14 protein-coding genes are annotated in these 17,392 nt (G+C 43.8%); 6 read left to right on the top strand and 8 right to left on the bottom strand.

The window, feature by feature from the left end; all coding sequences use genetic code 11:
• Positions 1–111: 111 nt before the first annotated feature.
• Positions 112–642, top strand: a complete 531-nt coding sequence (locus D0C36_RS19815) for a hypothetical protein (RefSeq protein WP_117393395.1) — start codon at positions 112–114, stop codon at positions 640–642.
• A 127-nt stretch (positions 643–769) separates the two neighbouring features.
• Here D0C36_RS19815 and D0C36_RS19810 read toward each other — a convergent pair whose 3' ends face one another.
• The 7 genes from D0C36_RS19810 to D0C36_RS19780 form a co-directional block, all read right to left on the bottom strand.
• Positions 770–1,336: a TlpA disulfide reductase family protein gene (locus tag D0C36_RS19810; RefSeq protein WP_117393394.1), complete on the bottom strand. Its 567-nt coding sequence runs from the start codon at positions 1,334–1,336 to the stop codon at positions 770–772.
• A 1-nt stretch (position 1,337) separates the two neighbouring features.
• Positions 1,338–2,513 (bottom strand): DUF4369 domain-containing protein, encoded by a 1,176-nt coding sequence (locus D0C36_RS19805; RefSeq protein WP_117393393.1) that lies wholly within the window; start codon positions 2,511–2,513, stop codon positions 1,338–1,340.
• A gap of 12 nt (positions 2,514–2,525) precedes the next feature.
• Positions 2,526–3,992: a RagB/SusD family nutrient uptake outer membrane protein gene (locus D0C36_RS19800; RefSeq protein WP_117393392.1), complete on the bottom strand. Its 1,467-nt coding sequence runs from the start codon at positions 3,990–3,992 to the stop codon at positions 2,526–2,528.
• A gap of 8 nt (positions 3,993–4,000) precedes the next feature.
• Positions 4,001–7,606: a SusC/RagA family TonB-linked outer membrane protein gene (locus D0C36_RS19795; RefSeq protein WP_117393391.1), complete on the bottom strand. Its 3,606-nt coding sequence runs from the start codon at positions 7,604–7,606 to the stop codon at positions 4,001–4,003.
• A gap of 125 nt (positions 7,607–7,731) precedes the next feature.
• Complete coding sequence (locus D0C36_RS19790; protein WP_117393390.1) at positions 7,732–8,835, bottom strand: FecR family protein; 1,104 nt, start codon at positions 8,833–8,835, stop codon at positions 7,732–7,734.
• Positions 8,836–8,921: 86 nt separating this feature from the next.
• Entirely contained in the window at positions 8,922–9,527 is a 606-nt protein-coding gene (locus tag D0C36_RS19785) for an RNA polymerase sigma factor (RefSeq protein ID WP_117393388.1), read from the bottom strand.
• A gap of 168 nt (positions 9,528–9,695) precedes the next feature.
• Positions 9,696–11,924: a sensor histidine kinase gene (locus tag D0C36_RS19780; protein ID WP_158557153.1), complete on the bottom strand. Its 2,229-nt coding sequence runs from the start codon at positions 11,922–11,924 to the stop codon at positions 9,696–9,698.
• Between the two features lie 788 nt (positions 11,925–12,712).
• Here D0C36_RS19780 and D0C36_RS19770 point away from each other — a divergent pair.
• The 5 genes from D0C36_RS19770 to hmpA all read left to right on the top strand — a co-directional run bounded on the left by D0C36_RS19770 (position 12,713) and on the right by hmpA (position 16,288).
• A complete protein-coding gene (locus tag D0C36_RS19770) occupies positions 12,713–13,066 on the top strand; it encodes a helix-turn-helix domain-containing protein (RefSeq protein WP_117393385.1) in 354 nt (117 codons plus the stop codon).
• Entirely contained in the window at positions 13,029–13,163 is a 135-nt protein-coding gene (locus tag D0C36_RS24990; protein WP_117393623.1) for an AraC family transcriptional regulator, read from the top strand. The genes D0C36_RS19770 and D0C36_RS24990 overlap by 38 nt, the downstream gene beginning before the upstream one ends.
• A gap of 15 nt (positions 13,164–13,178) precedes the next feature.
• Positions 13,179–13,577, top strand: a complete 399-nt coding sequence (locus tag D0C36_RS19760; protein ID WP_147322059.1) for a DUF3861 family protein — start codon at positions 13,179–13,181, stop codon at positions 13,575–13,577.
• A gap of 251 nt (positions 13,578–13,828) precedes the next feature.
• Complete coding sequence (locus tag D0C36_RS19755; RefSeq protein WP_117393383.1) at positions 13,829–14,899, top strand: NAD(P)/FAD-dependent oxidoreductase; 1,071 nt, start codon at positions 13,829–13,831, stop codon at positions 14,897–14,899.
• A 180-nt stretch (positions 14,900–15,079) separates the two neighbouring features.
• Positions 15,080–16,288, top strand: coding sequence for an NO-inducible flavohemoprotein (gene hmpA / locus D0C36_RS19745; protein WP_233524526.1), 1,209 nt, complete (start codon positions 15,080–15,082; stop codon positions 16,286–16,288).
• Between the two features lie 318 nt (positions 16,289–16,606).
• Here the strand turns inward: hmpA and D0C36_RS19740 are convergent, their stop codons facing one another.
• Positions 16,607–17,356 carry an SDR family oxidoreductase gene (locus tag D0C36_RS19740; protein WP_117393381.1) on the bottom strand — a complete coding sequence of 250 codons (750 nt, stop codon included), beginning with the start codon at positions 17,354–17,356 and terminating at the stop codon, positions 16,607–16,609.
• Between the last annotated feature and the right edge of the window lie 36 nt (positions 17,357–17,392).

The raw sequence follows: 17,392 nt of genomic DNA, 5'->3' as shown, positions 1-17,392 counted from the left end.
TGTTTAGATGGGCCAGGCCGCCGTATGTCTTATCCAGCCTGCTGCGCTTCCGGCGCGGCAGGTGGCGGTCTGGTTTTTATTTTGACAAAATCACCCTGTCAACGCCTGCTTATGAAAGCTATCTTTAAGTTTTCCGTATTTGCACTTCTTTTTTCAGCCTCCTGTCACCCGAAAAATACAGCATATGTCGGTACCGGGAATGCACAGGGCCCGGTTGCATTCTGCGGTCCGCTCAGTGACAGCTGCATCGCAAAGGGCCGCCTGGCGGGATTTTTATCTTTTCCGGAGAGCAATGCAAACCGTGCATCGCTCCTTTTGCGTCTGACCGTTTCGAATACGGGTGGAAATGCCGGTCGCTTTTGTAAATGGCAGACACCTTTCGAGACCCAGTCAGGAAGATTTCTCGAAATAAGAAATGAACGCGGTGAAGAAGTACCTTACCTGGGAATCAGTGTAAATAAAGTTGTGCCTCCCTCCGAAGACGCTTATATATCCGTTGCGCCTCAGACCGGAATATCTGCTGACATTGATCTCTTCAAAGTTTATAAGTTCAGTTCGCCCGGTACTTATACGATCAAGTATACAGGTGAGCTTGTCAGCAACGTATGTGTTCAGGACTCGATCAGGTTTATTTATAAATAGGTTAAAATCACAAAAGCAGCGGCATAGATGCCGCTGCTAATCAACTACTAACTATACCTGCTCACAGGTTGATCGAAATGCCGGGCAAAAAGCCCCCATCATTCAAGCTGTGACGAGCGGTACCGGATCAATCTTTTTTATCTTCCCTTGCGGACCTTTCCAAGCTGGAAGAAAAACTGCCGTCAATCAAAGAACGGATAAGTTCTTCGTTCAATTTATCAGGTGTGCTCTGCCAGACTAAACGGCCTTCTTTGATAATGAAGGTTTGAGGTATAGCGCTTACCCCGGCAGGTTTAAGCCACTCTTTATCAAAATGACTTCCCGAGCCACCACCGAATGCGATCGCATAGGTCACTACAGATTTCTTACGTTCCAAAAATGCAAGTACCTTTGCCTTGTCAGTCTCCATCACGTTTTGCCCTATGAATACTACGTTTGTATCTTTGAACTTTGTCGCCAGATCGTTGACATGAGGCATTTGAATGATACAAGGGACACACCAGGTGGCCCACAATTCGATAATGTAGATTTTATTGTGTTCGAAAGTACTCACCGGCTTGCCCTGCAACCATTCCACTTGCGGATAGTTTTTCACCTTTGAGCCGATATCCAGATATGACGTTTGCGCTTTAACCCCGGTAGAAACCATACCAATAACGCTTAAGGTAATCCATGCAGATTTAATTGCTTTCATATTATTGCAGCATTTTTTTAATAGTTATATACAGATCACGATCTTTAAGATTGAGATGCCGAGCAATAATTTTTCCGTCCGGACCAATCAGAAAAGCCTGGGGCAGCGTCCCGTATGACAAGCCGTAATTAACAGCGGTCGGACTGACAGCCCCTTTTTCGCTTGTCACCCCACCAAAATCAGCTGCATTCAACCAATTGAATTCTTTATCCCTGATGGTTTGCAACCAGCTTTCTTTATCATCTTCCGGGTTTAGATCGTAGTAAACGCCTAAAATCGCCAGATTTTTGTCCTTGAGCTGCCTGTTCAAACGTGCGAGATTGAATGCAAATTCATCGAAACCTAAAAATCTCCTGAACCAAAAACAAAGCAATACATTTTTACCCTTCAGACTGCGAAGCGTTAAGGACTTACCATTATCTTGAATCAGTTCGAAATCAGGTGCGGGTTTACCCTGAGAAAGCTTCTTAGCCAGACTGATCTTGGCATCCATCTTCTGCCCTTCTTCAGACTTTCGTATTGCAGATGAGAATTTCATGAATTCAGTGTTGAGTTCGGGGTCAATCAGGCCTCTGTGTTTGTTTTTCCAGAGTGTGTAAGCGACATAGCTGTCGGGATGTGAAAGGATATATAAACTGTCTGACATTTTCACCTTATCTCTCAATTCGTCCATCTGATGAAGAACGCTGTTGAATTCAGTCTCATTGCCATTTTTCCGGTATTGTTCTGCTTCCTCACTTAAAACTTTCATCCGCTCGTTTAGCGGCAGTAAAGGTTCTCCATGTTCTATATAATCTTCCTGTGCTTTCCCTCCTTTGATTTTACTTGTTTTTAAAGAATTGGTACCCAGCAGAGTAATATTTGCATTTTCAAGAAAAAAGTTTTGAAAATCCACATGAATATATCGTTTAGCTTCCTGTTTCCATTCCGGGTTTAAAGAAATCGTGGCATAGACTGGAAATGATGTTGCTCCTTTGAACTGAAACCTGCCATCATATACGGCAGATGAGTCGATCACACTTTGATCATTTCGGTTGTAAAGCAAATAAACTTTGCCGCGGATATTCGGATCCAGTTCACCTTTGATGATGTAGGACCGCTGACAAAAAGCAGATAGTTCAAAACAGATAAGAATTGAGAACGTCGCTGATAAAAATTTTATAAAGAAGTTTTTCATTTAAATTGTTGTTTAAGGATTATTAGTTAAACCAGGGTTTGCGGACATGATGTTATCGGGAAAGCGGAGCACCAGCCTTTCCGGCTTCAGAACGTAGTCCGTAACTTCACCAGGCGTTCCATTTGTCGGAAACAGGGTATGGGTATATATTGATGCCGCAAACAACGGGTCAGCTGAAAGTCTGCGCATGTCTAACCAACGGCTACCGCAAAATGCATATTCTCTGATGCGTTCCTCTATTATAAACTTCACCAGTTGAGGTCCGGAAGAAGCGCTTGCTGCAGGTACTGACGAGTCTGATTTCGGCATACGCTTAGCACGCAGTGTCTCTACGTCTGCCCTGGCGGCGGGAAGGTTATTTAAACGGGCCTCACATTCTGCCTTGATCAGGTACATTTCAGATAATTCTATCCCGAATTTAACATACTGAACACCATACTTACGCAGGCGGCCGGATGGATTGAGACCTCCGCTGGGAAAAGTTGCTGAATAAAGCTTCAGGCGTTGGTCATTGGTTCCGAACAAAGCCTTTGCTTTAGCGGAAAGCACCAACCCGTTATTACCGACTCCATTGCCGTTATACGGTCCAGCATAATAAGTGAATGCTAAAACCGACTCTGTGAAATCATTAGGGTTGTTGCCAGGCCCACCGGGACCAAACTCATCACTTATCGGTAAGAAGCTCCCCCCATCTGCCAGTTCATTGTTGTAATCATACAGGCGGATTGCCGAACCGGATAGATCATGAAAAGCCTGATCCATCATAGTAAGTGCCTCCTGATAACGTCCCATAAAGAGATAAATCTTACTTAACAGTGCCTCAGCGGCAGGCTTTGACATTCGTGTTCGTGACTTTGCTTCTAAAGGCAGCTGACCGATGGCAGTATTGAGATCGTTAATCATCAAATCATAATTTGCCTGAACTGTACCTCTGGAAAAAGAATTTGCAAGTGCATCTGCTTTTGTTATTAACGGAAAGCCAGGATCAGCAGAAGCAGTTTGGCTGTTATAAGGTTTACAGTAATAATTTACCAGTTGGAAATAGATAAACGCACGAAGAGCATGTGCTTCAGCTTTCAACCGGACTTTTAAAAACTTCTCGCCATCGGAGTCCTCGACTTCGTTAATAGTTTTGTTTACGGTGTAAAGATTGGCAAGGTTTATTGACAGATCTGGAGCCGCTTTACCCGGTTGATATACGACATCTTCCCAACGGAACAATCGCTGTGCTTCGATTTTGGCAGAAGCAAATCCCGATTCTTCAGCGGAAACATCATCACCCAAAATCATCATCGGCTGCAAACCGCCTCCAAAAAAATGTTCATAGAAATTCGGATCGTTTAGTAAAAGGTCGAAATCCGCTGTCTTAGACGCGATCAGAAATCCCTTCGGCACCACATCCAGAAAACTGCTTTTGCAAGATGGCAAGCCAAAGCTGGTGAAAACTATAATTAACAGTCTGAGATATATTTTTTTCATTTTTAAGATCAAAAAGTTACGTTCATACCAAAAATATAGCTGTGTTTATATGGAGGAACCTGACGATTACCAAAATTAAAGTCCTGGTATTCAGGGTCTATCTTATATTTATTCGCACGCCATATCATATAATTCCCTGTTTGCAGATACATATTAGCGCGGGATAAATGAAGTTTCTCCGTCAGTTTAGCCGGCAATTCGAAGTTGAGCGTTAGCTCTCTTAGCTTTATATAAGATGCGCTCACAACATTGATATCTGCGTAGCGGTAGTATTCGATATTTCTTCGAGAGTAAGCATCAAATCCGCTCACATATGCAGGGATATCCGTGAAGGCCTCATCGCCGGGCTTTTGCCAGCGGCTAAGAAATTCTTTACTGATATTCCCCGTAAAACTTTCTGCCGAACCGGTAAGCCGGTCTGTATAGAATGTATTAACATCCCTTCGCATTACATTTCCAAGGTTGTAGACCATGTTTGCTGAAAGACTGAGCGATTTCCAGGTAAGCGTATTATTGAATGCGCCGTTAAATTTAGGAACAGAGGTTCCCATATATATCACATCGCCGGGACCCGCCGCATCAATTTTTTTTGTAACTGTACCGTCTTTTAGCCTGATCTGCGGATCCCCCATTTTATCAAGGCCAGCATAACGATAAGCGAATATCGGGGCCATACTGTATCCTATGAAGTATGATGCGACCATTTTACCAGCAGCAGTATTATCATAGGAACTAGGTGCAGTATATGTAAGAAGTTTGCTTTTGTTATAACTGAATGTCAATCTTGTTGAAAGTTGCAGTCGGTCAGTTAACTTATTAACGGAATGCAAGCCGATCTCAACACCTTGATTGAGCACGTCTCCCAAGTTACCCTGCGCCCTTTCAAATCCACCGAGAGGATTAACGCGAACATTTGCCAGCAGATCGCTCGTTTTCTTATGATAAAGATCCAGCGTACCACCCAATTTGCCTTTCAGTATTTCAAAATCAACGCCCAAATTCTTAGTCACAGAACGTTCCCAACCTAATGTGCGATTAGCGATGCTTATTATAGAAAGGTACGGTCCTGCGACAGAGGTAACCGCCGCTGGTGAAGCGTTCAGAATATCATACGTACTGGCTGTTCCGGGATTAGGAGAGTTTCCTGTTATACCATAACTCGCGCGAAGTGCCAGGCTGCTGATCCAGTATATATTTTTCAAAAATTTTTCCTGAGATAAAATCCACCTTCCGCCGACACTGTATGCAGGCTTGTTCTGACTGGAATGATCAAGACCAAACAGATTGGAATGATCTAATCTCCAGCTCCCGTCGATGATATATTTATCGTTTAGGCTATAGCTTCCAAGACCAAAATACGAAGTGAACCTTGTACGGGTCTCGGTCGCTGAATAAGGTGAAGTACTCAATACTGCATAGAAAGAGGATACGGTTTGGCCGATACCTGAAGCAAGTTTTGCGTAGTCAAGCAGCGGATAAGTCTGCAAATCCTGATTGTATCCCATGACCATATTCCAATTAGTCGTTGTAAGTTGTTCCTGCGCTTCCTGCCCGATCTGAAAATTAAGCTTGTCTTTACCCTCCCGCATTTCAAGCTGGTATCTCAGTTGATTTCTGACCATCCAGTTACGCTGATCGTTATTGAACCTGAAATATGTACCGCCGGTCGTCGGCAGGTAATAGACGGGAACTGATTCGGCTGTCGGAGCGACAGTAAATCTCACGGCTTGCTTCCTGACACTGAATCTTTGTCCATCATCATATTGAGTTTCGGTTCCGGGTGTTTTGATGTATCCGTAAGTGCCAAGAAAGGACAGCCCCTTCAGCAGACCTACGGTCAGGTTTCCGGTAAGGTTGACCCCTATATTGTCGGCCTTATTGTAACCCAAATCCACTTCGTTTAAGGGATTGTAGTTGAGACTTATACGACTCCGCTTTTCATAATCCGATCGACGTTCATTAGTAAGGCCCTGTATGTAAGGCATATCAAGCGGGTTTCCATCGGCGTCCTTAAACAGCTGGTACGGAAGAAAACTTGCATCGATGTCTATGGGACGCTTTGATGATCGTGTTGTATTGCTCAGACCTGTATAAAGCGAAAATTTTATACGTCTTGAAAATGTCATGTCCTGGTTGAGGTTGATTCTGAAATCCTGGCTTGAGGATCCGATTCTGTTACTGCGGGTGTTGGTATATGACGCTGAGCTGTAAAAACTGTATTTGTTTCCGCCTCCACTCAACGAAACTGTATGATTTGTGGTAATTGCATTTCTAAACCAAAGATCCCGGATCTGCTGGCGATTATCGATAGTCGAAAGGCTGTCAAGTTTTCGATTTGCCGTTTGAGCAGATATAAGTCCACGGTTTTGATCGTAAAGTATTTGTTCGTGCGGGGCAACGAAAGACGTACTCAGATCATCCCAAGGGTAATTAATTGGATCAAAAGTTGCCTTTGCCGATTCAATAAATTCACGGCTGTTCAGTACAGGAACGTAATTCAGGTCTGGCTTGCCCTGAAAATTCACAAATCCGCTGTAGTTGATACGCGGCCTGTCACCTCTGTTACCCGATTTGGTAGTAATCACAATCACACCGTTAGCTGCTTTGGCCCCCCAGATAGCAGCGGCAGAAGCATCTTTAAGCACAGTAATATCCTGTATATCGTCCGGGTTGATCTGAGAAAGATCACTAACAGGAATTCCGTTTACAATATATAATGGCAAAGAAGAAAGCTGAATTGTTCCAAGACCTCTTATAATGCTCCTCTGTTGGGATGTTGCACTTCCGTTCAGGGCCCCGCTTTGGCCCTTAGGGCCGGCAATTACTGTCATTCCGGGAATAAGACCGTCTAACCGGCTTACGATATCCATAGTACCGCTCCGTTGTGAGAACACGGTCATGTCCGGTTTGGCGTAAGCGCCGGTCGTCCTTTCTTTCGCCAGTGTTTGGTATCCCGTATTTACACTCACTTCCGCAAGCATCATAGTAACAGGCTGTAATTTGATCTGAAGGAAAGGCAGTCCGGGACGGGTCGTAAAAGTGTAGCCGTTGAATCCCACGAAGGTAACCGATATCAACTCACCTTCTTCGCAACGGATATTGAATTCACCATTTTTATCGGCAAAGGTGGCCTGATCAGTTTGTTTTACCCTTATCACAGCGCCGGGCAGAGCATTACCCAAAGTGTCGGTGACTCTCCCTCCGACCTCTAACTGCAGCATGGGCGGCACAGGTGGTACTTCAGCTGTATGTGTCCTTTTTTCAAAAATTGTGACAGATTTATTCTTGACACGGTAACCCAGCGGCTGCTTTGCAAAAATAAATTCAAGCACTTTCTGGAATTCGGTATCCGACAATTCTACGGTGACAGGTTTTGCTTGCCGCAGTATTCTCGACGCATAAATGAAATCAATCCCAGTCTGCTGACTGATTTTTTCCAGAACTTCGTCGAGAGGACGGTTACGTTCGGATAGAGTTACCCTCTGGGCTAAAGCCGTCACACTGATCTGCATAAAAAAGCAAAAAAGCAAAAGTGAGGTCAGCTTTACAGGCACGACAGGTTTAATACACTGCCCGCGTGGTCGCATGATTATTGCATCGTAAATTTTGTACATTTGTGAACATGGGTTAAGCGTCTGCCCTGCTTTTTGGCGATCGCGGGGGCTTTCGCAGTATCAATTAGTTGATTAACAGGATTCGTGATGCCATTCGGAACAAACCGGATGGCTTTTTTGTAATATTATCTCGTTACCAATATCCTCCTTCCTTTGACTTTGAAGTGTACCAAATCAGTATGTTCAAGCATATCAAGAATTTCCCTGATATCTTTATATCTTGACACCTGACCGTTAAAAAGCTCATCTTTGTTATAATCTAAATATTCCACGTCGATGTCATACCAGCGTGAAAGGCTCTTCATAATATCCTCCAAACGCTCCTGGCGGAATTTGAAATATCCTTCTTTCCAGGCAATGGCGTCTGCTACACGACCTTCTGCCAAACCCAGTGTTTTGCCCGATAATATCGCCTGCTGACCGGGATTTAGAAAAAGGGAATGATCAACACCCCGGATACGTACAGCTCCTTCAGAAAGTGATGTGACGATTTTGTTATCGTCAGGATAGGCTTTAACATTAAATGCGGTACCGATATCATCAGTCACCTGCGATCCTGAAATGACTTTAAATGGATGTTGCTCATCATGCTTAACTTCAAAATAAGCCTCACCGCTTAATTCAACAATACGTGGACCAGTTCCGAATCGGGTCGGGTATCGCAAAGAGGAGGCGGCGTTAAGATAGACGCAGGTTCCGTCAGAGAGCGTTATGGCATACTGTCCTCCGGCCGGCGTTGATAACGTGTGAAAACCCTCTCCGGCAGCCAAATCAGGTTCATCCTTAATATGCCCTTTTTGAATTTGCGTAACTAGAGCTTTATCGTCCCAAGCGACCTTTCCTTTGGCTGAATCATCTAAAACCACAACTTTCCCATTGTCCATCTTAAGAAAAGCTTTATTGCCACCCGGATGTGAGAATGAAATCTGCGGCTGTGAGACTTTTTGCAATCTGCTCCTGCTCACGAAGAACCAGGCCGCGCCAACAGTCAACATAACCATCGCTGCAGCTGCAACTTTAAGCCATTGAAGATTTACTATTGAAAACTTTCGGACTGGTGCGATGGTGTGCCACATTTCTTTCGAAACGGCCTGAAGATCCTGCTGGGATATGTCCGGTTCATTTTCGTCGTTGAGGTGATGAAACCAATATTCGACCAGCAGCCCCTCTTCTTCTGTGACGTTACCGGCAAAATACCGGCTCAACAATTCTTTTGCATCCTCGTTCATTGTAATGACCTATATTTACTAAGACACACAAAGGCAGGACACAGGGTACTCAAAAAATAAAAATATTAATATAAGGTAAAATCTATTTAATGAAATAAATAAAGATGGAACTTTAATAAAAAGATAAGGTAACTCAAAAGCCCTAATTTGATACGCAGAATTCTCAGCGCCCGCTTTTGATGGGTAGCAACTGTCAATTCGGAAATACCAAGTTGCAAAGCGATTTCTTTGTTCGACATATGGCCCTTACGCCGCAATTCGAAGACCTCTCTCATTTTCGGCGGCAATGCCGCAATTTCTTTATCTATCAGGCGTGAAATATCCCTTTCCCGCACGCGATGATCGGTGTTGTTATTCAAAGGCCTTATCAGATTTTGAAGAGAACTTAGATGACGTTCGTCGATTTTTCTATCTCTGAAAACATTTATTACCCGATTCCTAACAGAGGCATACAGATATGATGCAACGGTTCCATGCTCTATATTAAGCCGTGAGCGGTTCTGCCAGATAGTCGCAAAGACGTCCTGTACGAGATCTTGTGAGGCTTCTTTGTCCTTAATTTTTTTATGTGCATAAATAAAAAGAAGTGCATTATAGCGATCAAATAATTCTTTAAAAGCACTGCTGTCGCCGTTTACGATCATGGTCAGCAGGTCGTTATCTGAAAGCGATGAAATGCCCGAAGTGTTCATGTGAACCTAAAATAATATATTAAATGCAAAATATAAGGTACAAGCCTATTTGTTAAGTTAAAACATTTGACATAATAATTATCAGACGGATTGTAAAGAGTTGTTACACCCCGTTAATTTCTGGGAGAAAACCCATATAAATAAATCTGCCCCTTCAACCTCCGAAGATCACTCATCAAGTTTAAAATGGATTTTGATAACAACTCCGTCGCGACTTATGATACTGAATGCACCTTTTAATTGCTGGGTCAACGCTTTCATCATCCCTATTCCTAATGAAACATCATCATCATACTGAAAATTTGCAGGCAATCCCTTTCCATTATCTTTTATGGAAAGTTCCAGTTGCTGTGCATTACATCTTTTGGCAAATATCTCTATAACTCCTCCATTTTTGGAGAACGCATATTTAATGGAGTTGGTAATAGCCTCATTAAGAATCAGACCAATTGGTACAGCCTGACTTATGTTTAAACTTACATCCTCTATATTCAGCACGAATCTTATCGTTCGGATATCTTTGACGTATATACTGGACAGATAATTGGTCAGCTCGCTGATGTAACCCGGCAGGGCCACGGAGGCGACGGAGTTTTTACTATAAAGCTTGTGATGAATTATGGCAATAGCCTGAATCCTGTTCTGAACATCGAAAAGGGCTTTTTTTGCATCCTCACTTTTGAGATAAGAAGATTGATTATAGAGCAGGCTCATTACGATCTGCAGGTTATTCTTTACTCTGTGATGAACTTCTTTCAGCAACCATTCCTTTTCTGATAACAAACCCTCCAATGACTCTACCAGATCATTTTTATCGGAGAGAAGATTTTCTTTCTGTATTAGTAGTTCCGACAAAACGTTGTTTTGATCATTAATCTTTTGCTGCTTTGCTTTCAAGGCCAAATTACTCCTTCGTTTGCCCTGATATGCAAAAAAAAGAACTGCTGCGAATAGTGCAGCAATTATCGTGATCACAATGATAAATCGAGCCTGAAGGTTAACTTTTTCCAGCTTTTCCTTTTGAACCGAGGCCGCGCTGTTGAGAAGTTGAATCCTTTTGTCTTTGGTTTCCGAATTGTACTTAGCCTCAAGCTCGCTGATACGATTCCTGTTTTCGATCGACATGGCTGAATCCCGGAGCATAGTAATGATCTCATGTTCCTTTAATGCGCTCAGGTAATCTCCGCCGACAGAATCTATCTTCAGATTGACGTTGTGAATATATATACGGGCGTTGTCATCTAGTTCTTTTTCGGGAAATGACCGCATGACCTGCTGAGCCACACGCAATTCCGCCCATTGCTTGGTTTGAATGTAGTAAACCGGCAGAGGATAATAATTGAGGATGAACTCTTCAGTCGCATAAGCATTCGCATTGGTAGCGGCTATGACTCTGAAACGGTCAAACAGACTGATGAATTTCGGAACAATTTTACGGGCATCGCTCCAGCGCTTCATAGTAACGTATAAGCTCAACTCTCGGGACACCAGAAAACATTCCATTTTCAATGTTTTGGGATACTTTGACGCCTCTTGCATAAGTTTGAGAGCGGTTGAATATTTTCCGAGTTTGATGTAACATCCGATAGAACCTAATACCCCCCAGTTATAACGGTCATAACTTTTGATTTCCATAGATGCGGCCATCCCTTTTTTATACATGGTAATCGCAAATTCGAAATTTCGGTATTTATGGTAAGCTACAGCAAGATTAAAGTAATATAAAAGTCCATCGGCAGGGTTTCCTCCTCGATCATCCTCAAAAGTGTTGACGCAATTGACAAGTGCTTTCAAATGCTTTTCTTCCTTCCTGGACCTGTAATAGGTCTCGGAAAGCATGTAATAGCCATAATATATCTTCACATATTTCAGCGCCTGATACTCTTTTATCACCCACAATTGCTCCTGTTCAGCTTTGGCATATTCTCCTGCAGCAAGGTCGGCATCAGCCACCTTTCCCATGGCATCAGCAATATTCTGTCGGTTACCGGTCAACTTATAAAGCTCATATGCCCTCTGGTAACAGCTACGTCGCAGCGGGAAGCCGGTTTTAAATTCGAGTTCGAAATCATCACCGATCTTTTGCCAAGAAGCAGCTTCTGCAGCTATCCCCTTACGACGATGGTAAGCTGTGATAACCGTAAAAAGTGGCCGCGCCGATGCGAAATCTGCACTTTTAATAAAAATCCTCGCTTTTTCGGAAAGTACCCGATATCGGAGATCTTCAAGTCCAAGAATTGATGCCATCTTTTCAGCGGAAGAGATCTGAGCTAATGCGCTGTCAACATACTTTCTGCTTTCCGAAAACCGGACGATGTATGCATCAGCAAGGCCAATCATTTTATTTACAGCTACACTGTCGGCCACCAGATATGGCAGAGTGTTATCTGTATTCATAATCCCTGCTGAGGATCGTCCATAGATAAATAAGCACAATATAAAGCAAAAAAATCCGCGAGTCATGAAATAATACTTCCAGGTTTTGCCGCCTTAAACTGCGACCCTATAAACAAGTTTTAAATATAGCTTCGAACGCCAATATTTAGAAATCTGGCCTTTATTTAATTATATTGTGAATGTAATTTAATGTTAATGTACAGACCTAGGCTTATACAATTCTTTAAATTCAGTAAAATATTGATAAACCGCCAACACATATCTTATGAATTAGTATGTTTGATATGCCTCGAATTACCCCGTCAGTTAAGCCAGCTTTTTCTGAGGATGGCCACAATCAAAGGCTTGGAAATAAAAGTTTATCCGTGAACAAGCAAGATGCCTCAAAGACGCGGTTTTATTGACAGAATAAAGCAAAGTCACCGGCTTGCCATCAGGGTTAACGCCGAAAACACGATGCAGCTCCCTGAAGACATTGAGAAGATCCTAAGCGCACCGCATCGCGAAACACATTATTATCTGGGTTTAATGCTGGAAGGCAGAGATAATCAAAGAATCAATCTCAAAGATTATGCTGTGTTACCGGGCAGGTATTGTTCGTACTGCCCAATCAAATACACTGGTCGTGCAGGCATACTCCCGGGAGCAGGTTCTTCAACATCGTATTTGACGAGAATTGTCTCGCACTGCTGCCTCATACGCACAAGTTCCTTTTTGACCCGCTCCATAACCCGCTTATTTCCCTCCCGCATGAAGCTGTCGCAAGGTTAAAATCGATTTTCAGCAATTTGTCGGATCTGTTAAAGAAACAGGGCAATACCGAAACTGTACTGGCCTATCTGAATGTCTTGCTGACGGAATGTAATTCAATTTATTTTCATGGTTATCAGCATAGTGTGGTACAGGATCACAGGTTTGATGTGTATATACAATTTCAGCAATACGTCGAGCGGGAACTCGGACGTGTTCCGGAGATCACTCTTATCGCTGAAAAACTGGCCGTAAGCGTTAACTCCCTCTACCAGATCGTGAAACAATACGCAGGACTGTCACCCAAGCAGTTCATTATCAACCGGCTGATGCTGGAGGCACGGCGCAAACTGTATAACGGCAATCATTCTACAAAAAGCGATCGCTTATGAACTGGGATTTTCTGACCCTGATTATTTTGCGAGGCTGTTCAAAAAGACCCTGGGCAAAAAAATATCCCAGTTTATCAGTGAGATGACAGATTTGTAAGGTATTCGGATAGATTTGTCCAGTTTTACCGTATCCGTATTGGTGACCTTTGTATCACAAAACAAGACACTGATATGGAATAAATATCTGCTGAGCCTTACAAAAGACCAGCCGGTTATTCGTCCCGGGGATATGATACAGATCCCAGTTGAATCACACGATGAGCTGTTCGGCATCATCAAACGGATCGAAAGCAAAGAACTTTTCAGCACAAAAGAAGATGCAGCAGCATTTGCCATCAGTCTGAAGATCTTTACGGAATTCATTGTGAGAGACAGGGAAACCCCTTTGTTCAGAGGTTTCTTTCCACATTTGAAAAAGTTTATGAAGGAACTGAAATCTTTAGGTACCCAACCTGCCGATAGTCCCGCGTCTTCTGCCCGACTTTCGGCTGAGCGTTTACCCCGGTCATAAAAATCAACAAATTTCACAGGGAAATGCCCTTCATAAAAATTCATCGGGTATGACTGTGAGCATTCCATAACTGCAATCCTTAAACAAATGAAAAACACAGCAAATCAATATCACGACAAAAAACACTTAGTCATCGTAGGCGGCGGGTATGCCGGTTTCTGGAGCGCTTTAAGTGCTGTCAGACAAAGCCGTGAGCTGAATAAAGCCTCAGATCTGGAGATCACCCTGATCAATTCCGATAATATTTTACCATGCGCCCCCGATTGTACGAGGTATCACTCGAAGGTACCCGCGTCGAGCTTGACGGATATCTCAAGCCCTTACAGATTAACCAGATCCAGGGAAGAACGGAAAGCATCAACGCAGAAAATAACGAACTTTCTGTCTTTACCGCTAATGGTATCCCCAACATTTCTTACGACTATCTTATTCTTGCTACGGGAAGTTCGCTGAAAGCAGTCAATCTCCCCGGGATCAGCCATACCTTTAACAATGATACTTTTAACGGTGCAAAGCACCTGGAGGATCATATGATAAAGCTCGCGCAGAACAATTTCGAGAATGAAGGAGATGCGACCTTTGTAGTCGCCGGCGGCGGCTTTACCGGCCTGAAAACGGTAACAGCAATTGAAGAAAAGGCGAAGCTGCTGCTGGAAAAACATTCGTCCGCTGCAGCATCTTTCAGGATCATTATGATAGAAAAATCTGACAAAGTAGCTTACTTTTATTCCCCTGACAGTCAGAAATATATCGTGGAAACCCTAAAAGCCAAAAATATAGAGGTGATCACTAATGCCGCCGTTGTCAGCATAGAGCCGGATGCTGTTATACTGAGCAATGGCGGGCGAATACCGATAAGCACGGTAATTTGGACAGCCGGCCTGACCGCAAGCCCGCTGACCTCATGTTTTAAAGGAGGCAAAGATCAGCTGAACCGCCTTAGTGTCGATCAGCACCTTAAGCTGCCGGGATATGATAATGTGATCATTGCCGGAGACGTCGCTAACGTGACCGTATCAGAAGGCCGTTCAGCGGTTATGTCCTGCCAGTTCTCACAATTTCAGGGCAGATGGGCGGGGCACAACGCAGTAAATGATCTTTTTGATATGCCGCTGAAACCCTATCAGCAGCCCGGATACAATACCTGTCTTGACCTTGGTTCCGGTCACGCGATCGTGACTGACGGCTGGAGCAGAGATCTGCGCCATAAAGGCGAAGAAGCAAAGAAGCATAAATTCCGGATCTCAAATGACCTGATCTGTCCGCCAAAAGATATCGAGCAGGCGGTTGCGGCGTCATTCCCGAAAATACCGCAGTTCTGACAGCAGCATCCGGAAACTCAAGCCTTTCATTTTGAAAGGCTTTTTTTTCTCCCCTCCCACAGCTAACCATGATGTCACGGAATTGCCACAGTTAAAATCAATAGAATAATAAAATACCTTTTTATCTTTTATTATATATTTTTGCTGTATCAAATTCATTTACAAACAACTTTTATAATTATGATAACAGAAGCGCAAAAAGACCTTGTGAGGGGCACCGTACCAATTCTAAAAGAACATGGCGTTACACTGACTAAATACTTTTACAGCAGGATGTTCTCCCACCATCCGGAACTCAGAAATGTTTTCAATATGGGTAATCAGCAAAATGCGAAGCAGCAAACGGCACTGGCTATGGCTGTACTGGCCTATGCGGAGCACATTGAGAATCCAACAGTACTGCTGCCCGTACTGGATGCGATCGGTCAGAAACACACGAGCCTGAGTATACGACCTGAACACTACCGGATCGTCGGGAAACATCTGATCGCCTCTATCCGTGAGGTGCTGGGCGATCTTGCGTCTGATGAACTGATTGATGCGTGGACAGTGGCTTACGGACAGCTTGCCGAACTGATGGCGAACCACGAGGGACAGATCTATCAAAAACTTGCCGATACCGAGGGTGGATGGACCGGATGGCGTCCGTTTGCCGTCAGGAAAAAAGAAGCTGAATCGGATGAGATCACTTCTTTTTATTTATATCCGGTTGACGGCGGTAAGATCGCTGACTTTAAACCGGGGCAGTTTATCAGTGTCAGGATATTTGTACCGCAGCTGAATCTGTTCCAGCCGAGGCAATACAGTATTTCCTGCGCACCGAACGGGACCTACTACAGGATTTCCGTTAAGCGGGAATTCGGGGGCGAATTAAATTTTAACGGCATGGTCAGCAACAGGTTGCATGACTTCATAAATACCGGTGATATCATCGACGTCTCTGCCCCTGCAGGAAATTTTGTGCTCTCAGCTTCAGAAAACCCGGTTGTCTTTATCAGCGGCGGCGTAGGCCAGACCCCGCTGATCAGTATGATGGAAGACCTGATCGCATCATGCAGTGATCGTCCGAAGGCATGGATACATGGCTGCCGGAGCAGGAACCTTCATGCCTTTCACCATGACTTGGCGGCCTGGAAAACAGGCGCAGATTTCGAGCGGCATATTTTCTATGATGCTGTGGACGCAGGTGCAGACCCGGGATCTGTCCGCCAGGGCTGGGTAGATCTTCAGCATATCGACAAAAAGAATTTTGCGCCGAACAGCGAATATTACATCTGCGGACCTGCATCGTTTATCACGAAGCATTACAATGATCTTATCGCTGCAGGAGTCGACAGGTCATTTATTTTCTTCGAAGAGTTCGGGCCACAAACCATACAGCTGAACTGATAAATAATCCGGAAGTTATTCGATCAGACAAAGCTTCGCAGAAACCCTGCGAAGCTTTGTGCTTTTATAAAAAACGATTCAGGTAATAAACATAAATATTTGAATTTTTAATATTTATAATAAATTATTGAATGATTCATTTAAGTCGCCTGCCTGAAGAATTTCTTTTTTCCTAAGATATAAATGCGGCCGGGCTTCATTAAAACCGGCGGGTTATTTCTGTATCGGGCTTGAGGTTAAGGACTGATATTACTCCTTTTAGCGCATAAAAAAGGGACGAAGATTTCTCCGCCCCTTTCACCTGTGATGAAATGGTTATTATGCTGACTGACCGCTGATCCAGTCTGCAAAAGTGATACCTCCAAGTTTTGCACCGTTAACAGGTACAAGCGCTGACTGGGGAACTGCTATGCCGATGTACTCGCGTCTGTCATTAGGTACCAGCACACGGGCGTCTTTCCTGGCTGAAAGATAATCCTTTACAAATGTGCTCATAGCCTTACGCTCCGGTCCTGCAATATCGACGATACTGTTCGACGGAGATTGTACGGACAGACCTGTAACGAAGTCTGCGACGTCTTCAGCTGCTATCGGCTGAAAATCCAGTGTTGAAACATGGACACGGTTTTCCTGTGTTGCGATATCTGCGATCACAGGTACAAATTCATGGAACTGGGCACTTCTGATGATGGTGTACGGAATACCTGATCCTTTGACAAGGTCTTCCTGTACTTTTTTTGCCTTCATATAGCCTATGTTCTGCATGATATCGGTTCCCACGATCGATAAAATCACATAGTGTTTTATGCCTGCTGCTTTCGCTGCAGCAACCAGGTTGTTGCCGGTTCTGCTAAAAAACTCGACAGCAGGACCTTCTTCAAATGAAGGAGAATTGATCAGGTCGATCAGCACGTCCGTTTCTTTCAAAGCCTCTTCCAGACCGTCGCCTGTCAGTGCATTGATTCCTTTTGATGAAGAACCGGCGACAACGCTGTGGCCGAGAGATTGCAGTTTTTGGGCGACTTTCGATCCGATCAGGCCGGTTGCTCCTATAATTAAGATTTTCATAAATTTTTGATTAAGCTTTTTGATATATAATATTCA

This window comes from Mucilaginibacter conchicola (assembly GCF_003432115.1).
Classification (GTDB): domain Bacteria; phylum Bacteroidota; class Bacteroidia; order Sphingobacteriales; family Sphingobacteriaceae; genus Mucilaginibacter; species Mucilaginibacter conchicola.
Note: the sequence above shows the minus strand (reverse complement) of the source record. Positions and strands in the feature narration are given on the sequence as shown.